The sequence below is a fragment of the Enterobacter sp. BNK-18 genome (genome assembly GCF_047456135.1).
Lineage (GTDB): Bacteria > Pseudomonadota > Gammaproteobacteria > Enterobacterales > Enterobacteriaceae > Enterobacter > Enterobacter ludwigii.
This window is the reverse complement of sequence record NZ_CP179899.1, coordinates 3,978,046-4,002,235: the sequence shown is the minus strand read 5'-3', so window position 1 is coordinate 4,002,235 and position 24,190 is coordinate 3,978,046. Positions and strand designations below refer to the sequence as shown.

Sequence of the window (24,190 nt, the reverse complement as noted above, 5' to 3'; positions counted from 1 at the left end):
ATGTAATTAAGACGTTACGTATTTTAAAATTCGATCGCGGTCATAAATTCAGAAATAAACCAAATATCATAATGCGAAGATAAAAATCTGTAATTGCCAGCCCGCCTTTCCCCGTTAAAAATTTGCTGCGTCCCAGCAGTGAATGTTTCTTTTATCTCAGCAACACATACCCCTACAAAAAGGCCCTATAATTATGAAGATAAAGAACCTGTCCCTTACTCTCTGCACTACGCTCCTCCTTGCAAGCTTTGCCGGACATGCCAAGGAAGTCAAAATTGGCATGGCGATTGACGATCTGCGTCTTGAACGCTGGCAGAAAGATCGTGATATTTTTGTGAAAAAAGCGGAATCACTTGGCGCGAATGTGTTTGTGCAATCCGCGAACGGCAACGAAGAAACGCAAATGTCGCAAATTGAGAATATGATCAACCGCGGTGTCGATGTGCTGGTCATTATCCCTTATAACGGCCAGGTATTAAGTAACGTCGTTAAAGAAGCCAAACAAGAAGGCATAAAAGTCTTAGCCTATGACCGCATGATTAATAATGCGGATATCGATTATTATATTTCGTTCGACAATGAAAAAGTGGGTGAATTACAGGCTAAAAGCCTGATCGACAAAGTACCTCAGGGCAATTATTTCCTGATGGGCGGCTCGCCGGTTGATAACAACGCCAAGCTGTTCCGCGAAGGGCAAATGAAAGTCCTGAAGCCGTATATCGACAGCGGTAAGATTAAAGTGGTCGGCGATCAGTGGGCGGATGGCTGGCTGCCAGAAAACGCGCTGAAAATCATGGAAAACGCCTTAACCGCCAACAACAACAAAATCGATGCTGTCGTCGCATCCAACGATGCCACCGCAGGGGGCGCAATCCAGGCACTCAGCGCCCAGGGGCTGGCAGGAAAAGTGGCTATTTCGGGTCAGGATGCCGACCTCGCGGGCGTCAAACGCATCATGGCAGGCACACAAACCATGACCGTCTACAAACCGATTACCCAGCTTGCGAATACAGCGGCGGAAATTGCCGTGGAGCTGGGAAATGGTAAGCAACCTAAGGCAGACGCGACGCTGAATAACGGGCTTAAAGATGTTCCGGCTCGTCTGCTCACCCCCATTGAAGTCAATAAAGAGAACATTGACGCCACCGTCATTAAAGACGGTTTCCACAAGAAGAGTGAACTGTAATCCAGCGCGCCCCTGCTCTGCGGGGGCGCATAGAGTTGTACTGTTCTTCCCTCGGGTCATGTGGAGCAGTTATGCCTTATTTACTTGAAATGAAAAGCATCACCAAGCGCTTTGGCGCGGTGAAAGCGGTCGACAACGTCAGTCTGCGGCTCAATCCCGGCGAAGTGGTCTCGCTGTGTGGCGAAAACGGATCGGGCAAATCGACGTTGATGAAAGTGTTGTGTGGGATCTACCCGCACGGCAGTTACGAAGGCGAAATTGTCTTTGCCGGTGAAGTGATTCAGGCGACACACATTCGCGATACCGAACGCAAAGGCATCGCCATCATCCACCAGGAGCTGGCGCTGGTGAAGCACCTCACCGTGCTGGAGAACATTTTTCTGGGGGCCGAAATTTCACGTCATGGCGTACTGGATTACGACACCATGACGCTACGCTGTGAAAAACTGCTGGCCCAGGTAAGTCTCGCGATTTCCCCGGATACGCGCGTCGGTGATCTTGGCCTCGGGCAACAACAGCTGGTTGAAATCGCCAAGGCGCTGAACAAACAGGTAAGGCTGCTGATCCTCGATGAGCCAACGGCCTCCCTCACCGAGCAGGAAACGGCCGTCCTGCTCAATATCATTCGCGATCTGCAAAACCACGGCATTGCCTGCATCTACATTTCGCACAAGCTCAATGAGGTAAAAGCCATTTCGGACACCATCTGTGTGATCCGCGACGGTCAGCACATCGGCACACGTGAAGCTGCCGGCATGAGTGAAGATGACATCATCACCATGATGGTGGGGCGCGAGCTCACGGCGCTCTATCCAAACGAACCGCACACCACGGGTGACGAAGTGTTACGCGTGGAAAACCTCACCGCGTGGCATCCCGTTAACCGCCACATCAAGCGCGTTAATGACGTCTCGTTTTCCCTTCACAGCGGCGAAATCCTCGGTATTGCGGGGTTAGTCGGGGCCGGGCGCACTGAAGCCGTCCAGTGCCTGTTTGGCGTGTGGCCGGGCCGCTGGGAAGGCCGTATTTTTATCGACGGACAGCCGGTAAAAATCGAGAACTGCCAGCAGGCGATTGCCCACGGTATCGCCATGGTACCGGAAGATCGCAAGAAAGATGGCATCGTCCCGGTCATGGCGGTGGGTAAAAACATCACGCTTGCCGCGCTCGATAGGTTCTCCGGTGCGCTGAGCAGCCTCGATGATGCTGCTGAGCAGCAGTGCATTCTCCAGTCGCTCGCCAGACTCAAGGTTAAAACATCCTCCCCGGAACTGGCCATTGGACGTCTGAGCGGGGGCAACCAGCAGAAGGCAATCCTGGCGCGCTGCCTGCTCCTCAATCCACGCATATTGATCCTGGACGAGCCGACGCGTGGGATCGATATCGGCGCCAAGTACGAAATCTACAAACTGATTAATCAGCTTGTACAGCAAGGGATTGCCGTCATTGTCATCTCGTCTGAGTTACCCGAAGTGCTCGGCCTGAGCGATCGCGTGCTGGTCATGCACGAGGGAAAACTGAAAGCCAATCTGATTAACCAGAACCTGACGCAGGAGCAGGTGATGGAAGCCGCTTTAAGGAGCGAACGTCATGTCGAAAAGCAATCCGTCTGATATTAAAGTCGCTGTTCCGACGCCCGGCGCGTTTGCCGGGCTAAAAGCGCTGAACCTGCAGGTTTTCGTGATGATCGCGGCGATTATTGCCATCATGTTGTTCTTTACCTGGATGACCGATGGCTCGTATTTAAGCGCGCGTAACGTCTCTAACCTGCTGCGTCAGACCGCCATTACCGGCATCCTCGCGGTGGGCATGGTATTCGTGATTATCTCGGCGGAAATCGACCTGTCGGTGGGGTCGATGATGGGTCTGCTTGGTGGCGTGGCGGCCATTTTTGACGTCTGGCTTGGCTGGCCACTGCCGCTGACCATTGCGGTTACGCTGGTGCTGGGCCTGCTGCTGGGCGCCTGGAACGGCTGGTGGGTTGCCTACCGTAAAGTCCCTTCGTTCATTGTCACGCTGGCGGGGATGCTGGCCTTCCGCGGGATCTTAATTGGCATCACCAACGGCACCACCGTCTCCCCTACCAGCGCAGCCATGTCACAAATTGGTCAGAGCTACCTCGCCGATAGCGTCGGCTTTACGTTCGGTGTGATTGGGTTGCTGGCGTTTGTGGCCTGGCAGTGGCGTGGGCGAATGCGCCGTCAGGCGTTGGGTCTGGCATCGCCAGCGTCAACGTCCACAGTCGGTCGTCAGGCACTCACTGCGGTCATTGTGCTGGGCGCAATCTGGCTTCTGAACGACTATCGCGGTGTCCCGACGCCGGTATTGCTGCTGGCACTGTTGCTGCTGGCCGGGATGTTTATGGCCACGCGTACCGCGTTTGGTCGCCGTATTTATGCCATCGGCGGCAACCTTGAGGCTGCTCGTCTTTCAGGGATCAACGTCGAGCGCACCAAACTCGCCGTCTTCGCCATTAACGGCCTGATGGTTGCTATCGCCGGGTTGATCCTCAGCTCGCGTCTGGGGGCGGGTTCTCCCTCGGCCGGGAACATCGCCGAGCTGGATGCTATCGCCGCCTGCGTCATTGGCGGCACCAGCCTCGCAGGCGGTGTCGGCAGCGTGGCAGGCGCGGTGATGGGGGCATTTATTATGGCTTCGTTGGATAACGGGATGAGTATGATGGACGTCCCGACGTTTTGGCAGTATATCGTCAAGGGGGCCATTCTTTTGCTGGCAGTCTGGATGGACTCTGCAACCAAGCGACGAGCCTGATAACAATATTGTGACTTATTTGGGAAGTTAGCCATGTTTGAAAAGCGTCACCGCATCACGTTGTTATTCAATGCCAACAAAGCCTACGACCGTCAGGTGGTGGAGGGCGTTGGTGAATATTTGCAGGCGTCGCAATCCGAGTGGGATATTTTTATCGAAGAAGATTTCCGAACCCGTCTCGAAAACATCAAAGAGTGGCTGGGCGATGGGGTCATCGCTGACTACGACGACCCCGTCATTGAGCAATTGCTGACTGACGTCGACGTTCCGATTGTTGGCGTCGGCGGGTCTTACCATGCGCCCGAGCACTATCCGCCGGTTCACTATATCGCCACCGATAACCATGCGCTGGTTGAGACCGCCTTCCTGCATTTGAAAGAGAAAGGCGTCCATCGCTTCGCGTTTTATGGTTTACCGTCAACCAGCGGCAAGCGCTGGGCAGTTGAGCGCGAACATGCTTTCTGCCAGCTTGTCGCGCAGGAGAAGTACCGCGGCGTGGTTTATCAGGGGCTGGAGACCGCGCCGGAAAACTGGCAGCACGCGCAAAACCGACTGGCGGACTGGCTGCAAACCCTGCCGCCGCAAACCGGCATTATTGCCGTCACGGATGCTCGTGCCCGCCACGTTTTGCAGGTCTGCGAACATTTACACATTCCGGTGCCGGAAAAACTGTGCGTCATTGGCATCGATAACGAGGAGCTGACGCGTTACCTCTCTCGCGTGGCGCTCTCGTCCGTTGCACAGGGTACGCGTCAGATGGGTTATCAGGCGGCGAAGTTACTGCATCGTCTGCTGGATAAAGAAGCGTTGCCGCTTCAGCGCTTACTGGTTCCCCCTGTCCGTGTAGTCGAACGCCGTTCAACGGATTACCGCTCCTTAAGCGACCCGGCAGTTATTCAGGCCATGCACTACATTCGCAACAACGCCTGCAAAGGGATTAAGGTCGATCAGGTGCTGGACTCGGTGGGCATTTCCCGTTCGAATCTGGAGAAGCGGTTTAAAGAAGAAGTGGGCGAAACCATTCATGCGGTCATCCACGCCGAGAAACTGGAGAAAGCGCGCAGCCTGCTGATCTCCACCTCATTGTCGATCAACGAAATCTCACAGATGTGCGGTTACCCGTCGCTGCAATATTTTTATTCGGTGTTCCGAAAGGAGTATGAAAGTACGCCAAAAGAGTACCGGGAGCGTCACAGCGAAGTGATGATGTAGAAAAAAGAGAAAAGAAAACGCCTTCCGATGGAAGGCGTTTTTTTGAATTACATATGTGCGGCGATTAATCGCTGGTTATCCTGGTACATCGCGAACAGATAGTTGTTATAGCTCTGTCCCTTGGTCGAATAACCTTTCAGCTTGTGGATCATCGTGCTGGCCGTCACTTCCTGATCCGCTTTACGCAGCTGAGCGCGCGATTTACGGAACGATGAGTAGGCCGGATGCGTGTTCAGATTCACCACGTAGGCATTCACGGAATCTTTCACCGATTCAAACTGAGAATAACCTTTCACCTTACCTGGTGCATTGTTACAACGCCCCTTGATACATTTCATACCAAACAGGTTGTTGTTGTTACGCGCCAGTTTCGAGGTACCCCAGCCACTTTCGGCTGCAGCCATGGTCGCAACCATGCTCCCCGGGATAATGTCGACACGCTCTAAGAGAGAGTTCCACGGCACACGGCGCGTGTTACCGTTCCAGCTCACCTTGTAGCGTTTGGTGATATCTTTCAGACGCGCGCGTTCTGATGGCGACCAACGGCTGTCGTACTGTTTGGCAATCAACCAGTTACGATCCGCAGTAATCGCGGCGTTTTGACTTGTGATGTAAGGCATTACCGTCCGGAGAAACGCTTTTTTCCTTGGTGTTCCGGAAGGGTATTTTCGCAAATCAGGAAGTGAACTACTCTTTGCACTATTGCGAGAATACTCTTGTTTACTGCTAACCTTACTACTTGTCGTCTTTATTACGTGGGCTTTCTTACTCGTTGTATCCGTGTGCGTCTTCGCAAGCACCTCACCCGAAAATGCCATGGTGAGTAACATGAGTATCGCGGCCCCATATCGTCGAATGGGAGTCGATATCATTAGGTCTCCTGGTCGGATATAAACATTCCAACACCTTATTTTTTTCACAAATTTGAGAGCGGAATCTCAAATCATAACAAAAATAGACTGCAAGAGCACGTATAGAAATAGTCCAATTCCGAAACTATGTCACCTGAAACCTGCTCACATAAGCATCAATTCTGAAAAATTGTGCGCGAACTCGCAGATAACTTCCTAATTTTGCGCGGGATCACTCATCCTCACGCGTCATCCTTGCAGAAAGCCCCGGGGGATGAGTTTTTACCCCACACCTGATGGCACACTGGTCAAAAATGCCGCGACAGGAAAATGGAATGAAACGCACCGCATTAGCTTTTCTGATGTTACCCGCACTGGCTCATGCTGACTGGTCATCACCGGGTTTCAACGCCTTTAGCGCCGAAGGTACCGGGATATTCACCAGCCAGGCAAAGCTTGCGAAGGGTACTCGCCCTCTTACGCTGAGTTTTGACAACACGTGCTGGCAGCCAACGGATGCAATAAAACTCAATGAGATGCTGTCGCTTAAAAAATGTGACGGCACGCCGCCGCAGTGGCGACTGTTCCGCGACGGCGAGTATCAGATGCGTGTCGATACCCGCTCCGGTACGCCCACACTGATGCTGACTATTCAGAGCGCAACGGAACCGTCGCTTGCAAACGTTACCCGCCAGTGTCCGAAGTGGGACGGTAAACCCCTGACGCTTGAAGTTGGCAACGATTTCCCGGAAGGATCGGTGGTCCGTGATTTCTACAGCAAACAGACTGCAACAGTGCAGAATGGAAAAATCACCCTGCAACCCGCCGCCAACAGCAACGGCCTGCTGCTGCTTGAACGCGCCGAAACCGACAAACCTGCGCCCTTTAGCTGGCAAAACGCCACCGTCTATTTCGTGCTGACTGACCGCTTTGTCAACGGCGATCCCTCTAACGATAACAGCTATGGACGCCACAAAGATGGCATGCAGGAGATCGGCACCTTCCACGGTGGCGATCTCAAGGGGCTTACAACCCGGCTCGATTATTTACAGCAGCTGGGCGTGAATGCGCTCTGGATAAGCTCCCCGCTGGAGCAGATCCACGGCTGGGTTGGCGGTGGCACCAAAGGTGACTTCCCCCACTACGCCTATCATGGCTACTACACCCAGGACTGGACCACGCTTGATGCCAACATGGGCACCGAAGATGATTTACGCCACCTTGTCGATGTAGCGCATAAACGCGGTATCCGCATCCTGTTTGATATCGTCATGAACCACACGGGTTACGCGACGCTCGCAGACATGCAGGCGTTCCAGTTTGGGGCCCTTTATCTGCAGGGTGATGAACTGAAAAAAACGCTGGGCGAGCACTGGACGGACTGGAAGCCGGGAGCAGGCCAAAGCTGGCATAGCTTCAATGATTACATCAACTTCAGCGACAAAGCCGCCTGGGAAAAATGGTGGGGTAAAAAGTGGATCCGCACCGACATTGGCGATTATGACAATCCCGGCTTCGACGATTTAACCCTGTCGCTGGCGTTCCTGCCGGACCTGAAAACGGAGTCGACGACCCCTTCCGGTTTACCCAACTTCTACCAACATAAACCTGATACCCACGCGAAGGCCATTTCGGGCTACACCCCGCGTGATTACCTGACCCACTGGCTCAGCCAGTGGGTACGTGACTATGGCATTGACGGTTTCCGTGTGGATACGGCAAAACACGTGGAACTCGAGGCCTGGCAGCAGTTGAAAGATCAGGCAAGCCAGGCGCTGGCAGCCTGGAAAGGCGCGAACCCCGACAAAAAACTCGACAATACCCCGTTCTGGATGACCGGCGAGTCATGGGGCCACGGCGTGATGCAAAGCGATTATTACCGCCACGGGTTTGACGCGATGATCAACTTTGATTATCAGGAGCAGGCAGCAAAAGCGGTCGGTTGTCTGGCGGACATCGACCTGACCTGGCAGCAGATGGCGGAAAAACTGCAAAGCTTCAATGTCCTGAGCTATCTCTCGTCGCATGACACACGCCTTTTCCGTGAAGGCGGCCAGCGTGCCGCAGAGCTGCTCCTGCTCGCCCCGGGCAGCGTACAAATTTACTACGGAGATGAATCCGAGCGGCCATTCGGACCGACAGGGTCTGATCCATTACAGGGCACCCGCTCGGATATGAACTGGCAGGACGTGACGGGCAAGCAGGCCTTAACCGTCGCCCACTGGCAGGTTCTGGGCCAGTTCCGCGCCCGTCATCCCGCAATAGGTGAAGGCAAACAAACCACGCTGTCGCTGAAAGAAGGCTACGGCTTCGTTCGCGAGCACAATGGCGATAAGGTCATGGTGGTGTGGGCAGGTAATCAATAACGACGCAAACCGGTTCCCTCTCCCCTCCGGGAGAGGGATATTTCACCAGAACAATCCACTACCTAAATGCCTTCCCACCACATAAAACAACAATCCCGACCGCATCTCTCGATTTGCACCAGCACGGTGCTAGCGTTATGGTTACCCACTTTCAAAATAAGCTCGACAGATCACCTGCTATGACGTTTTCACTTTTCGGCGACAAATTCACCCGCCATTCAGGCATTACTCGCCTGATGGAGGACCTCAACGACGGGCTGCGCACACCAGGCGCCATCATGCTCGGCGGCGGAAACCCGGCTCAAATCCCGGAGATGAACACCTATTTTCAGACGCTGCTGGCTCAGATGCTGGAAAGCGGGAAAGCAACCGATGCGCTTTGCAACTACGACGGCCCACAGGGTAAAACCGAACTGCTGACACTGCTTGCTGAAATGCTGCGCAAAGAGCTGGGTTGGGATATCGAACCACAGAATATTGCACTGACAAACGGCAGTCAGAGCGCATTTTTCTACTTGTTTAATCTGTTCGCAGGCCGTCGCGCCGACGGCACCACCAAAAAAGTGCTGTTCCCGCTGGCGCCAGAGTACATCGGCTATGCCGATTCCGGCCTCGAAGAGGATCTGTTCGTCTCGGCGCGCCCGAACATTGAGCTGCTGCCAGAAGGCCAGTTCAAATATCATGTCGACTTTGAACATCTGCATATTGGTGAAGAGACGGGCATGATCTGCGTATCACGTCCAACCAACCCTACGGGCAACGTCATCACCGACGACGAACTGATGAAGCTGGATGCGCTGGCGAATCAGCACGACATCCCGCTGGTGATTGATAACGCTTATGGCGTGCCGTTCCCGGGGATCATCTTCAGCGAAGCACGTCCGCTGTGGAACCCTAATATCGTCCTGTGTATGAGCCTTTCCAAGCTGGGTCTGCCGGGCAGCCGTTGCGGGATCATCATCGCCAATGAAAAAATCATCACCGCCATTACCAACATGAACGGCATTATCAGCCTTTCCCCGGGGGGAATCGGCCCGGCGATGATGTGTGAAATGATCAAACGTAATGACCTGCTGCGCCTGTCGAACGAGGTTATCAAGCCGTTCTATTACCAGCGGGTACAGGAAACGATCGCCATTCTTCGCCGCTACTTACCGGAAGAACGCTGCCTGATCCACAAACCTGAAGGGGCAATTTTCCTGTGGCTGTGGTTTAAGGATCTGCCGATCACCACCGAGCTTCTCTACCAGCGCCTGAAAAAGCGCGGCGTGTTGATGGTGCCGGGTGATTACTTCTTCCCGGGTCTGGATAAGCCGTGGCCGCATACGCATCAGTGCATGCGCATGAACTACGTGCCCGATCCGGAGAAAATCGAAGCGGGCGTGAAAATTCTCGCCGAAGAGATTGAGTACGCCTGGCGCGAAGATAGCCAGTAACGCGTTACGCCAGATTATGCAGCCGTTCGGTGCGTAATCTGGCGGGGTCAACGCAGCGCAGCGCGTGGGTTGGACACGCCTCCACACAGGCGGGTCCAGCCTCGCGATCTGCGCACAAATCACATTTCACCGCCTGAACGCGGTTCCCCACTCGCTGAACCTGCATTGCCCCAAACGGGCACGCTACCACACAACTTTTACAGCCAATACAGCGCGCCGGCTCCACCCGCCAGGCACCCGCGGTGTGGCGAATCGCCTGTGTCGGACAAACAGTGGCACAAGGGGCATCTTCACACTGATGACAGCCCACAGCCGTAGTGAATGCACCGCCTTTGACCACCCGAATGCGGGGCGCAAACGCGCCTGCAGAAAGCATTCCCTGATGCGACACCACGCAGGCCACTTCGCAGGTACGGCAGCCAATGCATTTTTCCGTATCAGCCAGGATAAATCGGTTCATCTGTCACGCTCCGCGCACGTTAAAACCCAACTCTTTTGAGATAGCCTCTGCCGTTTCCCGCAGCGGTTTCAGCAGGTTTTTTTCACCAATTTGCTTCATGCGGGACGTCGAGAGCGAAATGGAGATCGCGTACGGCACGCGGCCATGAATATCAAACACCGGTACGGCAAGACAGGAGACGCCCAGCTCGTTCTCTTCTTTATCCATCGCCATGCTGTGCTCGCGGATTTCCGCCAGCTCGTCATACATCGCGCTCAGTTCGGTAATCGTGTTGCGGGTGAGCGGCTGGATCTGCTCCTGATGGCTCTGCCAGTAGCTCGCCACATAGTCCTGATGACCAAACGCCATGTAGATTTTGCCCATCGCCGAACAATAGAGCGGCATATGCTGACCGATGTAAGCACGCGTGCGCAGCATACCGGTTGTGGGCTCCAGCTTATAAATCAGAATCGCGTGATCGTCCTCGCGGCTTGAGAAGTTCACCGTCTCACCGGTGGCGATATTCAGCGTCTCAAGGTGCGGGGCCGCCACGTGAATGATATTCAGCGACGACAGCGCCTTTTGCCCGACGGCGATAAATTTGGTGGTCAGGCGGTAGCTGCCCGCCGCAGGCGCCGGGGTAACGTACCCGCACGACTGTAATCCCTGCAGTAAGCGGTGCACGGTGCTTTTATTCAGCCCTGCCAGTTCCGATAAATGGGCCAACGGACACCCGTTCGGGTAGTTGCTGAGGATCTCAATCAGCATCAGGCCGCGAAACAAGCTCTGGCTACCTGCTGGCCTCTCTTTTTCTTGCGTCATTTCGCTCTCTTTCGTGCTCATCCAATGGCTCCTTTTTATCGCGTCCTGATGGTAGCGCAAAGTGTGGTTCAGTTCACGATCTCAACAGAAAAAACACAACCAGTTGATTTTAATCGATTTTGAAAATCATGAATGTCGTTGATCTGGCAAAATTTGATCGTTATATTTGAAATCAGATTTCGCATAGTGAAATTTAGCGATAAAAAAGCACTCGTACTTGCCCCGACAAAAACAGGAGAACAGGGATGAAAGTGACCTTTGAAGAGTTAAAAGCGGCGTTCAGGCGGGTCCTGGTCGATCGCGGCGTAAAAGCGGACACCGCCGACGCCTGCGCGGAGATGTTTGCCCGCACCACGGAATCGGGCGTCTATTCACACGGGGTTAACCGCTTCCCTCGTTTCATTCAGCAGCTTGATGCCGGCGACATCATTCCTGATGCCCAGCCAACACGGGTGACCTCGCTAGGTGCCATCGAACAGTGGGATGCCCGACGTTCGATTGGCAACCTGACGGCGAAAAAGATGATGGATCGCGCCACCGAACTGGCCGCCGACCACGGTATCGGCCTGGTGGCTCTGCGAAACGCCAACCACTGGATGCGCGGCGGCAGCTACGGCTGGCAGGCCGCAGAGAAGGGGTACATCGGGATCTGCTGGACTAACTCCATTGCCGTCATGCCAGCCTGGGGCTCAAAAGCGTGCTGCATCGGCACTAACCCTCTGATCGTGGCGATTCCGTCTACGCCGATCACAATGGTCGATATGTCGATGTCAATGTTCTCCTACGGCATTCTGGAAGTGAATCGCCTGGCCGGACGCACGTTGCCGGTGGATGGGGGGTTTGACGATGAAGGGCACCTCACCAGAGAACCTGGTGTGATCGAGAAAAACCGCCGCATTCTGCCGATGGGCTACTGGAAAGGATCGGGCTTATCCATCGTCCTCGACATGATCGCAACCCTGCTCTCCAACGGATCCTCCGTTGCGGAAGTGACCCAGGACAACAGCGACGAATATGGCGTGTCACAAATCTTTATCGCCATCGAGGTCGATCGTTTGATCGACGGACCCACCCGCGATGCCAAACTGCAGCGCATCATGGACTTTATCATCAACGCCGAGCGGGCTGATGACAACGTCGCGGTTCGACTGCCGGGTCATGAATTCACACGTCTGCTCGAAGAGAACCGCCGCAACGGCATCACCATTGACGACAGCGTGTGGGCGAAAATCCAGTCTCTGTAAGGAGTGGGCCATGATTTTAGGACATATTTCGCAGCCAAATCCGTGTCGCCTGCCGCGGGCGATAGAGAAAGCGCTCGATTTTCTGCGCACCACGGATTTCACGGCGCTGGCACCTGGCGTGGTGGACATTGACGGACGTAACATCTTTGCTCAGGTGCTCGACCTCACCACTCAAACGTGGGATGAGAACCGTCCCGAAGTGCACCGTCGCTATCTGGACATTCAGTTTCTGGCATGGGGTGAAGAGAAAATCGGTGTCGCCATTGATACCGGCAATAACGAAATAAGCGAATCGCTGCTGGAACAGCGGGATATTATTTTTTATCACGGCAGCGAAAATGAATCATTTATAGAGATGACGCCCGGCACGTACGCCATATTTTTTCCGCAGGATGTTCACCGTCCTGCCTGCATTAAAAATAAGGTATCGGCAATTCGTAAAATTGTGGTGAAAGTAGCAATCAGCGAAATAGATTAATTTTCTGAACTCTATTGGGAATGCGAAATGACTAACACCGGTTTTATAATTGGTGCGTACCCCTGCGCACCCTCGTTTCATCAGCAAGGGGAACAAGAAGAGCAGGACTTCTGGCGAGCGCTTTCCGACACGCCAGACATTCGCGGGCTGGAGCAACCGTGTCTTGAGGATCTCCATCCGTTGGGTGACGAATGGCTGTTCCGCCATACGCCGGGGGACTGGCAAATGGTGGTTACCGCGGTGATGGAAACCATGCGCCGCCGCAGTACAAATGGCGCGTTTGGCCTGGCCTCTACCGATGAAGAACAGCGCAAAGCCTGCGTTGACTATTACCGCCATCTGCTGCGAAAGATTGATGCCATCAATACTCGCTTTCCAGGCAAAATTATCGCCCTGGAGATGCAGGCCGCGCCGCAGGCGGGAAACCCGTCTGTTGAACAAGCTACCGCTGCGTTTTCCCGTTCTGTACGTGAAATCACCTCATGGGACTGGTCATGCGACCTGGTGCTTGAACACTGCGATGCCATGACCGGCCCCGCGCCACGCAAGGGGTTTTTGCCCTTAGCGCAGGTGCTTGAGGTGGTGAAAGAAACGGATATCAGCGTATGCATCAACTGGGCGCGGTCGGCTATCGAAGGACGCAATATCGCGCTGCCACCTGAACATGTTAAAGCCGCACTTGAGGCCGGGAAGCTGGGCGCACTGATGTTCTCCGGGACCTCCGTCCGCGGAGCGTACGGCGAATGGCAGGATCTGCACGCGCCATTTTCCCCGTTCTGCGCCGACAGTTTAATGACCACCGAACAGGTAAAAGCACTTTTTACTGCGGCGAGCGCCGCAACATTGAAATTCTCCGGTATTAAATTACTGGAAATAAATGCTAATGCTAACGTCAGCCATCGTATCGCTATTTTGCGCGACGGCATTAGTGAAATGAAAAAAGCAACGCAATAACAATAAAAATCTTAATCCGGTTACATTCACTGAGATATTAAATATGAATATTTCTACTCATGCTCTACAAGCGGATATTCCGCGTCAGCGCTGGTTAAGAATCATTCCGCCTATTCTTATCGCCTGTATTATTTCATATATGGACCGCGTGAATATCGCATTTGCGATGCCAGGCGGTATGGATGAAGAGTTAGGTATCTCTGCCACCATGGCAGGCCTGGCGGGTGGGATCTTCTTTATCGGTTATCTGTTCCTGCAGGTGCCCGGCGGCAAGATTGCCGTGCATGGCAGCGGTAAGAAGTTTATTGGCTGGTCACTGGTTGCCTGGGCGGTGATTTCGGTCCTGACCGGCGTTGTGACCAACCAGTATCAACTGCTGGCACTGCGCTTCTTACTCGGTGTGGCAGAAGGCGGGATGCTGCCTGTGGTGCTCACGATGATCAGTAACTGGTTCCCGGACGCCGAACGCGGCCGCGCCAATGCGATTGTCATCATGTTTGTTCCCATTGCGGGGATCATCACCGCGCCCCTGTCGGGCTGGATTATCACCGCACTCGACTGGCGCTGGCTGTTCATCATTGAAGGGCTGATGTCCATTGTGGTGCTGGTGCTCTGGGTGTTCACCGTCTACGACCGCCCGCAGGAGGCTCGCTGGATCTCCGAGGCCGAGAAAAATTATCTGATACAAACGCTGGCCGCAGAACAGCAGGCTATTGCCGGAAAAGCGGTGAAAAATGCCTCGCTGAGTGCGGTTCTGTCCGACAAAACCATGTGGCAGCTGATTGCCCTGAACTTCTTCTACCAGACCGGGATTTACGGTTACACCCTCTGGCTGCCGACCATTCTCAAAGAGCTGACGCATACCAGCATCGGCCAGGTGGGAATGCTCGCCATCCTGCCTTATGTCGGTGCCATTGCGGGCATGTTCCTGTTCTCTTCACTGTCTGACCGTACCGGCAAGCGCAAGCTGTTCGTCTCCCTGCCACTGATTGGCTTCGCGCTCTGCATGTTCCTCTCCGTGGCGTTGAAAGAGAACATCTGGCTGGCCTATGCCGCGCTGGTGGGCTGTGGCTTCTTCCTGCAGTCCGCTGCGGGTGTGTTCTGGACGATTCCGGCGCGCCTGTTCAGCGCAGAGATGGCCGGTGGCGCTCGCGGCGTGATTAACGCCCTGGGTAACCTCGGTGGGTTCTGCGGCCCTTACGCGGTGGGCGTGCTGATCACCCTCTACAGCAAAGATGCCGGGGTGTACTGCCTCGCGGTTTCACTGGCGCTGGCCTCGCTGCTCGCCCTGATGCTACCGGCGAAATGCGATGCCGGAGCGGAACCCAACCCCGGCGTGAACCCGCATAAGCACGCAGCCTGATCCCCCCGCCCTCTCCTGAAGAGAGGGCGTAAGACAAGAGAGTCAACGATGAGTGAAAAAGAGCCCTTCTGGCTGGGTATCGATTGTGGCGGAACGTATCTGAAAGCCGGTCTGTACACCAGCCAGGGCCAGGAAGTCTGTATTGAGCGCCGCGCGGTTGCCACACTCAGCCCACACGCAGGCCACGCTGAGCGGGATATGCACCAACTCTGGCAGCAGTGCCACGCCACCATCGCCCTGCTGCTTAAGAAGGCCGGCATCGGCGGCGCACAAATCAAAGGCGTCGGGATATCGGCTCAGGGTAAAGGACTGTTTTTACTGGACAAGTATGACCAGCCGCTCGGCAACGCCATCCTCTCCTCTGACCGCCGGGCGCTGGAGATTGTACAGCGCTGGCAGCAGGACGGTATTCCTGAAAAGCTTTATCCGCATACGCGCCAGACGCTATGGACGGGGCATCCCGCCTCCCTCCTGCGCTGGGTGAAAGAGAATGAACCGCACCGTTATCAGCAGATTGGCTGTGTGATGATGGCGCACGACTACCTGCGCTGGTGCCTCACCGGCGTTAAAGGGTGTGAAGAGAGCAACATCTCTGAATCCAATCTCTACAACATGAACACCGGGCAGTACGATCCGCAGCTCACACGCTGGCTCGGCATCGATGAAATTGACGGCGCACTGCCGCCGATCGTCGGTTCAGCAGAAATGTGCGGGGAAATCACCGCTCAGGCCGCCGCCCTGACCGGTCTCGCAGCGGGTACACCCGTTGTAGGGGGGCTGTTTGATGTGGTTTCCACCGCGATCTGCGCCGGGTTACATGACGACAGCACGCTCAACGCCGTGATGGGCACCTGGGCTGTCACCAGCGGGATCGCCAACGGTATAGGCCATAACGAGCCGTATCCCTATGTGTATGGGCGCTACGTTCATCCGCAGCACTACATCGTTCACGAAGCCAGCCCCACCTCGTCCGGTAACCTCGAATGGCTGACCACACAGTGGGGCGACATGTCATTCGATGCGATCAACCAGGCCGTGGCCAGCCTGCCGAAAGCCGGAAGCGATCTGCTCTTCCTGCCGTTCCTCTATGGCAGCAACGCCGGGCTGGAGATGACCTGCGGGTTTTACGGCATGCAGGCCCTGCACACCCGCGCACATCTGTTGCAGGCGGTCTATGAAGGTGTGGTCTTCAGCCACATGACCCATCTTAACCGCATGCTAGCGCGCTTCACGCACGTGCAGGCATTGCGCGTAACCGGCGGCCCTGCCCATTCAGATGTGTGGATGCAAATGCTCGCGGACGTCAGCGGTCTGGCAATAGAACTGCCCCAGGTCGAAGAGACCGGCTGTTCCGGCGCGGCGCTGGCCGCGCTGGTGGGTACCGGCGTTTATCCCGATTTCCGCACCGCGCAGCAGGCTGTCAGACATCACATTCGCGTCATCACACCCGACAAGCATGCCCATGCGGCCTACCAGCGCAAGTATCAGCGCTACCAGCTACTGATTTCAGCACTACAGGGCTATCACGCCCATGTTAAGGAGCACGACCTATGAGCCGACCATTACTGCAGCTGGCGCTCGACCATACCTCACTTCAGGCCGCACAGCGCGACGTCGAGCGGCTTGCGGATCACGTCGATATTATCGAAGCAGGCACCATTTTGTGTCTCACCGAAGGGCTTAATGCCGTGCGCGCACTGCGCCAGCAGTGTCCGAAAAAAACGATCGTGGCTGACTGGAAAGTGGCCGATGCCGGAGAAACGCTGGCTGAACAGGCGTTTGGCGCAGGCGCGAACTGGATGACCATTATCTGCGCCGCGCCGCTGGCAACCGTCGAGAAGGGTCACGAGGTGGCTCTGCGCTGCGGCGGGGAAATTCAGATGGAGCTGTTTGGTCACTGGACGCTGGATGATGCGCGAGAATGGCACCGTATCGGGGTCACACAGGCCATTTATCACCGTGGGCGCGACGCACAGGCCAGCGGCCAGCAGTGGGGCGAGGCGGATCTCGCCAGCATGAAAGCCCTCTCGGATATCGGCCTGCAGCTCTCGATCACCGGCGGCATTACCCCCGCCGACCTGCCGCTGTTTAAGCAGATCAATGTGAAAGCGTTTATTGCCGGACGGGCACTGACAGGCACTGCTAACCCACCGCAGGTGGCCCATGCATTCCATTCACACATCCGCGACATCTGGGGGGAGTCACCATGCGTCAGCATCCGTTAGGTATCTACGAAAAAGCGCTGCCGAAAGCGCTCACCTGGCCAGAGCGCCTGGTGCTGGCAAAAAGCTGCGGATTTGATTTTGTCGAGATGTCGATCGATGAAACCGATGAGCGCCTGTCCCGCCTTGAGTGGAACACCGCGCAGCGCGCCTCTCTGGTTGAGGCGATGCTGGAAACCGGGGTCGCGATCCCGTCGATGTGTCTGTCTGCCCACCGCCGTTTCCCGTTTGGTAGCCGGGACGAGACCGTCCGCGAGCGCGCACGCGCCATCATGACCAAAGCCATCCGTCTGGCGCGCGATCTCGGTATTCGCACCATCCAGCTTGCCGGGTATGACGTCTATTACGAAGAACATGACGAAGGTACCCGGCAACGCTTTGCCGAAGGGCTGGCATGGGCCGTGGAGCAGGCCGCCGCCGCGCAGGTCATGCTGGCAGTGGAGATCATGGATACCGCGTTTATGAACTCCATCAGCAAATGGAAAAAGTGGGACGAAATGCTCGCTTCGCCATGGTTCAGCGTTTATCCGGACGTCGGCAACCTGAGCGCGTGGGGTAACGATGTGGCCGCCGAGCTGACGCTGGGCATCGATCGCATCGCCGCCATCCACCTGAAAGATACCCAGCCCGTGACTGAACAAAGCCCCGGACAGTTTCGTGACGTACCGTTCGGTGAAGGGTGCGTTGATTTCGTGGGCATATTTAACACGCTGAATCAGCTCAATTATCGCGGCGCATTTCTGATTGAAATGTGGACCGAAAAAGCCAAAGAGCCGGTACTGGAAATCATCCAGGCACGCCGCTGGATTGAAGCCCGGATGCAGGAAGGAGGGATGACATGTTAGAACAACTCAAAGCCGAGGTCCTGGCGGCAAACCTGGCGCTGCCCGCCCACCAGCTGGTGACTTTCACCTGGGGCAACGTCAGTGCGGTGGATCGTGAACGCGGCCTGATGGTGATTAAACCCTCCGGCGTGGAGTATGACGTGATGTCCGCAGAGGATATGGTGGTGGTGGACATTGCCACGGGCCAGGTGGTCGAGGGGGTTAAAAAACCCTCTTCCGACACGCCAACCCACCTGGCGCTGTATCGCCGTTACCCTGAAATTGGCGGCATTGTGCATACCCATTCCCGCCATGCCACTGTCTGGGCGCAGGCAGGGCAGGATTTACCGGCATGGGGTACCACGCACGCTGACTATTTTTATGGTGCGATCCCCTGCACGCGGTTGATGACCCCGGCTGAAATTGCGGGTGAATACGAATACCAGACCGGTGAAGTGATCATCAAAACCTTTGAGGAGCGCGACGTAAACCCGATGCAAATCCCGGCGGTGCTGGTGCATTCTCACGGCCCGTTCACCTGGGGAAAAAATGCGGCCGATGCGGTACATAACGCTGTGGTGCTGGAAGAGTGCGCCTTTATGGGGCTGTTTTCACGCCAGCTTGCGCCACAGCTACCGACGATGCAGCAGGAACTGCTCGATAAACATTACCTGCGCAAGCATGGAGCAAATGCCTACTACGGGCAGTGATCACCCGGAATTAATATGCTCCTTACAGTACCGCCGTTTCCAGACGGCGGGCGTTAAGCCGGTATGCTTTGAAAATATCTGCCGGAAATACCCGACATCATTAAAACCGCAGCGGGTTGCCACTTCGGTCAGGGACGCGGAGTCGTTCAGCAACAGCTTTTCTGCCGCCCTGACGCGCTGGCGATGGATCGCCTCCGTCAGGGTTAAGTGAAAGGTCCGGCGAAATACGCGTCCCAGATAATCGGCATTGCAGTGCAAGGCTTTTGCCAGTTGCGATGTGGAAAGCGGCAGATGAAACTGCGTGCGAATAAGCTGTTTTGCCTTCCATGCCATGGCCGCGCCGGCTTCATCGGCTCTGTCTTCATAACCTGAGGAGATCGACACTTGCTGTAAAATCAGCAGCAAAATCATTTCCAGCGCCACGCTTCGCTGTAATTTTTCCTGCTCACTCAGGAATTGCCGGAATAGCGCAATCACATATTGAGCATCGCGCACGCAGCAATGTTGTTCAATGGCCACCGGAAAAGCATGTGGCAAAGGCGACGATTGCCCTTCGACCTCAAAATGCAGCCAGTAGAACCGCAGGTCCGCCGGGAAATCTTCTGTCCCCACGTGTCGACGCGCCGGCCAGAGCAGTAAGCTCTCTCCCGCTTTCACTTCAAAGAGCGTGTTTTCTTCCTGGATCGTTAATGTCCCTTTTTCAACGAAGATAATCTCCCACGAAGTTAATTTGCGCGCCGGATGCCGGCCCACGCCCCGGGAAATAAAGAGCCCACCATTTTGCACTTTAATCGGAAGCGCTATGGATAATTCAAGCATGGATATTCACCATTCCGCTCTGATTGCCATTAATATTCATCTTATGCTTTGATTATTAATGAATATCTTCCTGCCTTCCCGATCGAAATCACAAATTTATCATCAGGTCGGAATCGTCACCTTTTTATACTTTTCCCTTCCCTTGTTGGCCTGAGCGTTCGGTGCAGAATGAATGGGGTACCTTGCATAAATACGATAAAAATCGATTACCGAGGAGTTACCTCATGACTTCCACACCGATTACAGAATCACAGGTCGTACAAGGGGCAATGGATGACCGCCTGTCAGTCCGCGAAAAAATTGGCTACGGCCTGGGTGACGCGGGTGGCACGGTCATTACCTGCCTGATCATGAATTTTCTTACCTTCTTCTACACCGACGTTTTTGGTCTGACGCCTGCGCTCGTTGGCACGCTGTTTATTGCCCTGCGCGTGTTTGACGCCATTTCCGATCCGGTGATGGGGGTGATTGCCGACCGAACACAAAGCCGTTGGGGGCGTTTTCGCCCGTGGCAGCTGTGGGTGGCGCTTCCTGTCGGGGTTATCGGTGTACTGACCTTCACCGTGCCTGACGCCAGCATGGGGGTGAAAATCGCCTGGGCGTTTGGTACCTATCTGCTGTTGTCAGTGGGCTATACCGCCATCAACGTGCCCTACTGCGCGCTAATCAACACCATGACCACCCGCCACAGCGAGGTCATCTCCTGCCAGTCATGGCGCTTTGTGCTGTGCGGTGTGGCGGGCTTTTTGGTCTCTGTTGGCCTGCCGTGGCTGGTCGCAGCGCTGGGCGAGGGCAACGCTGCCCGAGGCTATCAACTCGGCGTTGGGGTGTTGTGCGCCATCGCCGTGGTGATGTTCCTCTGCTGCTTCTTCTGGGTGCGTGAGCGCGTCCCGCTGGCGCTGATGGGCAAATTCACCTTACGCGAGCATCTGGCCGGCCTGCGCAACAACGATCAGCTCCTGCTGATGCTGGTGATGTCATTCCTGCTGATCAACGTCTTCAACATTCGTGGCGGCGGCTACATGTACTTCATCACCTACGTGCTCCAGGGCAGTACCGCTTATACCTCGCTGTTCTTCACGATGGTGACCTTTGCGGCCATTCTCGGCGCGGTGATCGTGAATCCCCTTTCTCGCCGGATTGATACCGTCAAACTCTATTACTACACCAACCTCGTGCTGGCCGCGCTCGCGGCGGGTATGTGGTTTCTGCCAGGCGGTCCGGCTCATCAGATGCTCTGGCTGATCGTTATTCTGAGTAACGGTGTCATTCTCGGTTTTACCCTGCCCCTGCACTTCTCGCTGATGGCATTTGCAGATGACTATGGTGAGTGGAAAAACGGGGTACGTTCATCTGGCATGAACTTCGCTTTCAATCTGTTTTTCATCAAGCTCGCCTGGGCGTCCAGCGCCGGGATCATCAGCCTGGTGTTTATCGCCGTCGCCTACCAGCCGGGCGCGGGCAACCAGACGCCAGCCTCGTTACAGGGAATTACTGCGATGGAGACGCTGCTCCCCGCCCTTTTCCACCTGCTGCTGGCGGTCTCAATCCGCTGGTGCAGACTCAACAATCCCATGATGTCGCGCATTGCCACCGATCTGCGCCAGCGTCACGTATCGTCCTGAGGAGAATGACATGTCCATAATGGAAGCCGACCTGCACACACTGAACATCAACGACCCGTTTCTCGGCCAGTATCAGCGGCTGGTGCGTGATGTGGTGATCCCCTACCAGTGGGATGCGCTAAACGATCGCGTTACCGAAGCCGAACCGAGTCACGCCATCACCAACTTCCGCATTGCGGCAGGGCTGGAACAGGGGGAGTTCTATGGGATGGTGTTTCAGGACAGCGACGTGGCGAAATGGCTGGAAGCCGTCGCGTGGTCGTTGTGCCAGAAGCCCGACCCGGAACGTGAAAAAACCGCCGATGAGGTGATTGAGCTGATTGCGGCGGCGCAGTGCGACGATGGCTATCTCAACACCTACTTCACGGTGAAAGCACCCGGTGAGCGCTGGACGAATCTCGCCGAATGCCACGAATTGTATTGCGCCGGACATATGATTGAAGCTGGCGTGGCCTATTTTCAGGGGACCGGAAAACGCCGTCTGCTGGAGGTGGTATGCAAACTGGCGGACCATATCGACCGGGTCTTTGGCCCCGGCGAGGAGCAGCTTCACGGTTATCCGGGCCATCCGGAAATTGAGCTGGCGCTTATGCGGCTTTACGACGTCACTCAGGAACCGCGTTACCTGGCCCTTGTGAAATATTTTATCGACACGCGCGGCACACAGCCTCATTTCTACGATATCGAATATGAGAAACGGGGCCGGACATCGTACTGGAACACATACGGCCCGGCGTGGATGGTCAAGGACAAAGCCTATAGCCAGGCGCATCAACCGCTTGCCGAACAACACACCGCCATCGGCCACGCGGTTCGATTTGTCTATCTGATGGCGGGCATGGCGCATCTTGCTCGCCTGAGTCATGACGAGGGTAAACGCCAGGACTGCCTGCGACTGTGGAATAACATGGCCCAGCGACAGCTCTATATTACCGGCGGGATCGGCTCGCAAAGCAGTGGCGAAGCCTTCAGCAGCGATTACGATTTGCCTAACGATACGGTATATGCCGAAAGCTGCGCCTCCATTGGCCTGATGATGTTTGCCCGCCGGATGCTGGAGATGGAAGCGGACAGCCAGTACGCCGACGTGATGGAGCGTGCCTTATACAACACGGTACTGGGCGGCATGGCGCTGGACGGTAAACATTTCTTCTATGTGAACCCGCTGGAGGTACACCCTAAAACACTGGCATTTAATCATGTCTACGACCACGTTAAGCCGGTTCGCCAGCGCTGGTTCGGCTGCGCCTGTTGCCCGCCCAATATCGCCCGCGTGCTCACTTCGCTGGGCCACTATCTCTATACCGTTCGTCAGAACGCGCTCTTTATCAACCTCTATGTGGGGAACGACGTCGCCATACCGGTAGATGAGGGCACCTTACAGCTACGGATTAGCGGTGATTATCCATGGCAGGAAGAGGTCAACATCGAGATCACCTCACCTGCCCCGGTGACCCACACGCTGGCACTACGTTTACCAGACTGGTGCACAAGCCCGGCCGTGTCACTGAACGGCGAAAGGGTCACGGGTGATGTCTCCCGGGGGTATCTGTACCTCACCCGCCGCTGGCAGGAGGGAGATACCCTTACGCTGACCTTACCCATGCCGGTCCGCCGCGTGTACGGTAACCCGCTGGTACGCCAGCAGGCCGGTAAAGTCGCGCTGCAGCGTGGCCCGCTGGTCTACTGCCTGGAAGAGGCCGACAATGGCGCGAACCTGCATAACCTCTCCCTGCCTGAGCAGAGCGAATTTCGGGTCTTTGAAGGAAAAGGGATCTTTGCGCACAAGATACTGATTCAGGCGGAGGGCATCGCGCGTCACGCTGATGAGGAAGGCACGCAGGCACTGTGGCAGTACGATCGCGCCCCGGTGCAGCGCCAGCCCCGGACGTTGACCTTTATTCCGTGGTTCAGCTGGGCAAACCGGGGAGAAGGGGAAATGCGGATTTGGGTGGATGAGGCCTGAAGGCATCTGTCCTGTCAGCCTCACCCCAACCCTCTCCCACAGGCGCGGGAGATAAAAACCGAGGCCGGGTAAGGCAATCGCCACCCGGCTTTAGATCAGAAACGCCAGGACATGCCGGTCATCAGCGCGAAACTGTCTTCGCGGTCGATCATCGGACTGTTCTTCACGTCGTCAGGTAACACGGTATAGACCGCGCTGGCGTTGATAAACAGATTCTGGGTTAACTGATATTTAGCCGCGAGACCCACATACGGCGTCCAGCTATCACCTGCGGTGTATTCATTGAGGCCTGAGCGGCGAGACTCATTGCCGGATACACCGTAGTAGTAATCGTTATAGCTTTCGTCGCTGTAGAAAATACCTACCGATGGCGTCAGCGTCAGACGTTCCATCCGAACCGGACGGAAGTATGAGATTTCACCGATCACGCCGCCGCTCTCATCCATCGCATCACCCGAGACCGCCACTTTCAGCGAGCCCCAGTGTTCATGGCGGTAGTACGCCCCGCCGAGAAACGCTGATGCTTTACGCTCATCGAGGTGTTTCATCTGAGCGTCGTCGTTATCTTCAGGATCAAATCGCAGTGGCATCCACGATGCGGTCATGCTGAATTCATTTTTTTCGTCTTTCCACAGGATCCATCCGCCGGTGGTCTGGCGAATATAAAACCGGTCGCCTTCATAGCTAATTAACGGTACCGCCGTGGTATTTTCGTTATAACCTTTATAAGGCGACTCATTAAATACAGCCCCCGCCCCAAGTGAAAAGTCACCAGCCATTGCAGATGATGTTGCAAATAACGTGGCTGCGATGAGTAAATTGTATTTAATAGTCATTACATGTAATCCATTTAGACGCCAAACAAGCGAGGCGAATAATAATGGTTACAAATTTGCCAATG

General features: G+C 55.4%; 21 protein-coding genes. 16 read left to right on the top strand and 5 right to left on the bottom strand.

Annotated features, from left to right (window positions below):
- Window positions 1-193 precede the first annotated feature (193 nt).
- The 4 genes from xylF to xylR all read left to right on the top strand — a co-directional run bounded on the left by xylF (window position 194) and on the right by xylR (window position 5,170).
- Window positions 194-1,186, top strand: a complete 993-nt coding sequence (gene xylF / locus ACMGG3_RS19255; RefSeq protein ID WP_020882647.1) for a D-xylose ABC transporter substrate-binding protein — start codon at window positions 194-196, stop codon at window positions 1,184-1,186.
- A 71-nt stretch (window positions 1,187-1,257) separates the two neighbouring features.
- Window positions 1,258-2,799, top strand: coding sequence for a xylose ABC transporter ATP-binding protein (locus ACMGG3_RS19250; RefSeq protein ID WP_020882648.1), 1,542 nt, complete (start codon window positions 1,258-1,260; stop codon window positions 2,797-2,799).
- Window positions 2,777-3,958: a xylose ABC transporter permease XylH gene (xylH, locus tag ACMGG3_RS19245; RefSeq protein ID WP_014168116.1), complete on the top strand. Its 1,182-nt coding sequence runs from the start codon at window positions 2,777-2,779 to the stop codon at window positions 3,956-3,958. The genes ACMGG3_RS19250 and xylH overlap by 23 nt, the downstream gene beginning before the upstream one ends.
- Before the next feature lie 33 nt (window positions 3,959-3,991).
- Complete coding sequence (xylR, locus tag ACMGG3_RS19240) at window positions 3,992-5,170, top strand: D-xylose utilization transcriptional activator XylR (protein ID WP_020882649.1); 1,179 nt, start codon at window positions 3,992-3,994, stop codon at window positions 5,168-5,170.
- A gap of 47 nt (window positions 5,171-5,217) precedes the next feature.
- Here xylR and ACMGG3_RS19235 read toward each other — a convergent pair whose 3' ends face one another.
- Window positions 5,218-6,042, bottom strand: a complete 825-nt coding sequence (locus ACMGG3_RS19235; protein ID WP_020882650.1) for a protein bax — start codon at window positions 6,040-6,042, stop codon at window positions 5,218-5,220.
- 314 nt (window positions 6,043-6,356) lie between these two features.
- Between ACMGG3_RS19235 and ACMGG3_RS19230 the strand changes: the two genes are divergently transcribed.
- Window positions 6,357-8,387 carry an alpha-amylase gene (locus tag ACMGG3_RS19230; protein WP_414149384.1) on the top strand — a complete coding sequence of 677 codons (2,031 nt, stop codon included), beginning with the start codon at window positions 6,357-6,359 and terminating at the stop codon, window positions 8,385-8,387.
- Window positions 8,388-8,566: 179 nt separating this feature from the next.
- Window positions 8,567-9,823, top strand: a complete 1,257-nt coding sequence (gene avtA, locus ACMGG3_RS19225) for a valine--pyruvate transaminase (protein ID WP_020882652.1) — start codon at window positions 8,567-8,569, stop codon at window positions 9,821-9,823.
- A gap of 4 nt (window positions 9,824-9,827) precedes the next feature.
- On the opposite strand, the gene ACMGG3_RS19220 is transcribed toward avtA, so the two are convergent.
- On the bottom strand, window positions 9,828-10,283 hold the full coding sequence (locus tag ACMGG3_RS19220) for a 4Fe-4S binding protein (RefSeq protein WP_047742808.1): 456 nt from the start codon (window positions 10,281-10,283) through the stop codon (window positions 9,828-9,830).
- Window positions 10,284-10,286: 3 nt separating this feature from the next.
- Window positions 10,287-11,105: an IclR family transcriptional regulator YiaJ gene (gene yiaJ, locus ACMGG3_RS19215; RefSeq protein ID WP_020882654.1), complete on the bottom strand. Its 819-nt coding sequence runs from the start codon at window positions 11,103-11,105 to the stop codon at window positions 10,287-10,289.
- 224 nt (window positions 11,106-11,329) lie between these two features.
- On the opposite strand from yiaJ, the gene yiaK reads away from it, so the two are divergent.
- The 8 genes from yiaK to araD are packed head-to-tail and all read left to right on the top strand — an operon-like array spanning window position 11,330 to window position 18,879.
- The gene (gene yiaK / locus ACMGG3_RS19210) at window positions 11,330-12,328 is read left to right on the top strand and encodes a 3-dehydro-L-gulonate 2-dehydrogenase (protein ID WP_414149383.1); all 999 of its coding nucleotides are present in this window, start codon (window positions 11,330-11,332) and stop codon (window positions 12,326-12,328) included.
- Window positions 12,329-12,338: 10 nt separating this feature from the next.
- On the top strand, window positions 12,339-12,806 hold the full coding sequence (locus ACMGG3_RS19205) for a YhcH/YjgK/YiaL family protein (RefSeq protein WP_041162365.1): 468 nt from the start codon (window positions 12,339-12,341) through the stop codon (window positions 12,804-12,806).
- 27 nt (window positions 12,807-12,833) lie between these two features.
- The gene (locus tag ACMGG3_RS19200; RefSeq protein ID WP_414149382.1) at window positions 12,834-13,760 is read left to right on the top strand and encodes a DUF4862 family protein; all 927 of its coding nucleotides are present in this window, start codon (window positions 12,834-12,836) and stop codon (window positions 13,758-13,760) included.
- Between the two features lie 43 nt (window positions 13,761-13,803).
- Window positions 13,804-15,123, top strand: a complete 1,320-nt coding sequence (locus ACMGG3_RS19195) for an MFS transporter (protein WP_014168105.1) — start codon at window positions 13,804-13,806, stop codon at window positions 15,121-15,123.
- A 48-nt stretch (window positions 15,124-15,171) separates the two neighbouring features.
- Window positions 15,172-16,677, top strand: a complete 1,506-nt coding sequence (locus ACMGG3_RS19190; RefSeq protein ID WP_414149381.1) for an FGGY-family carbohydrate kinase — start codon at window positions 15,172-15,174, stop codon at window positions 16,675-16,677.
- Window positions 16,674-17,348: a 3-keto-L-gulonate-6-phosphate decarboxylase UlaD gene (ulaD, locus tag ACMGG3_RS19185; RefSeq protein WP_040018411.1), complete on the top strand. Its 675-nt coding sequence runs from the start codon at window positions 16,674-16,676 to the stop codon at window positions 17,346-17,348. The genes ACMGG3_RS19190 and ulaD overlap by 4 nt, the downstream gene beginning before the upstream one ends.
- Window positions 17,330-18,190, top strand: coding sequence for an L-ribulose-5-phosphate 3-epimerase (locus ACMGG3_RS19180; RefSeq protein ID WP_014168102.1), 861 nt, complete (start codon window positions 17,330-17,332; stop codon window positions 18,188-18,190). The genes ulaD and ACMGG3_RS19180 overlap by 19 nt, the downstream gene beginning before the upstream one ends.
- A complete protein-coding gene (araD, locus tag ACMGG3_RS19175) occupies window positions 18,184-18,879 on the top strand; it encodes an L-ribulose-5-phosphate 4-epimerase (protein WP_014168101.1) in 696 nt (231 codons plus the stop codon). The genes ACMGG3_RS19180 and araD overlap by 7 nt, the downstream gene beginning before the upstream one ends.
- Here araD and ACMGG3_RS19170 read toward each other — a convergent pair whose 3' ends face one another.
- Entirely contained in the window at window positions 18,880-19,698 is an 819-nt protein-coding gene (locus ACMGG3_RS19170; RefSeq protein ID WP_020882659.1) for a helix-turn-helix domain-containing protein, read from the bottom strand.
- Window positions 19,699-19,922: 224 nt separating this feature from the next.
- On the opposite strand from ACMGG3_RS19170, the gene ACMGG3_RS19165 reads away from it, so the two are divergent.
- The gene (locus ACMGG3_RS19165) at window positions 19,923-21,323 is read left to right on the top strand and encodes an MFS transporter (protein WP_020882660.1); all 1,401 of its coding nucleotides are present in this window, start codon (window positions 19,923-19,925) and stop codon (window positions 21,321-21,323) included.
- A gap of 10 nt (window positions 21,324-21,333) precedes the next feature.
- A complete protein-coding gene (locus tag ACMGG3_RS19160; protein WP_047742786.1) occupies window positions 21,334-23,289 on the top strand; it encodes a glycoside hydrolase family 127 protein in 1,956 nt (651 codons plus the stop codon).
- A 95-nt stretch (window positions 23,290-23,384) separates the two neighbouring features.
- Here ACMGG3_RS19160 and ACMGG3_RS19155 read toward each other — a convergent pair whose 3' ends face one another.
- Window positions 23,385-24,125: a MipA/OmpV family protein gene (locus ACMGG3_RS19155; protein ID WP_014168097.1), complete on the bottom strand. Its 741-nt coding sequence runs from the start codon at window positions 24,123-24,125 to the stop codon at window positions 23,385-23,387.
- Window positions 24,126-24,190: the final 65 nt, after the last annotated feature.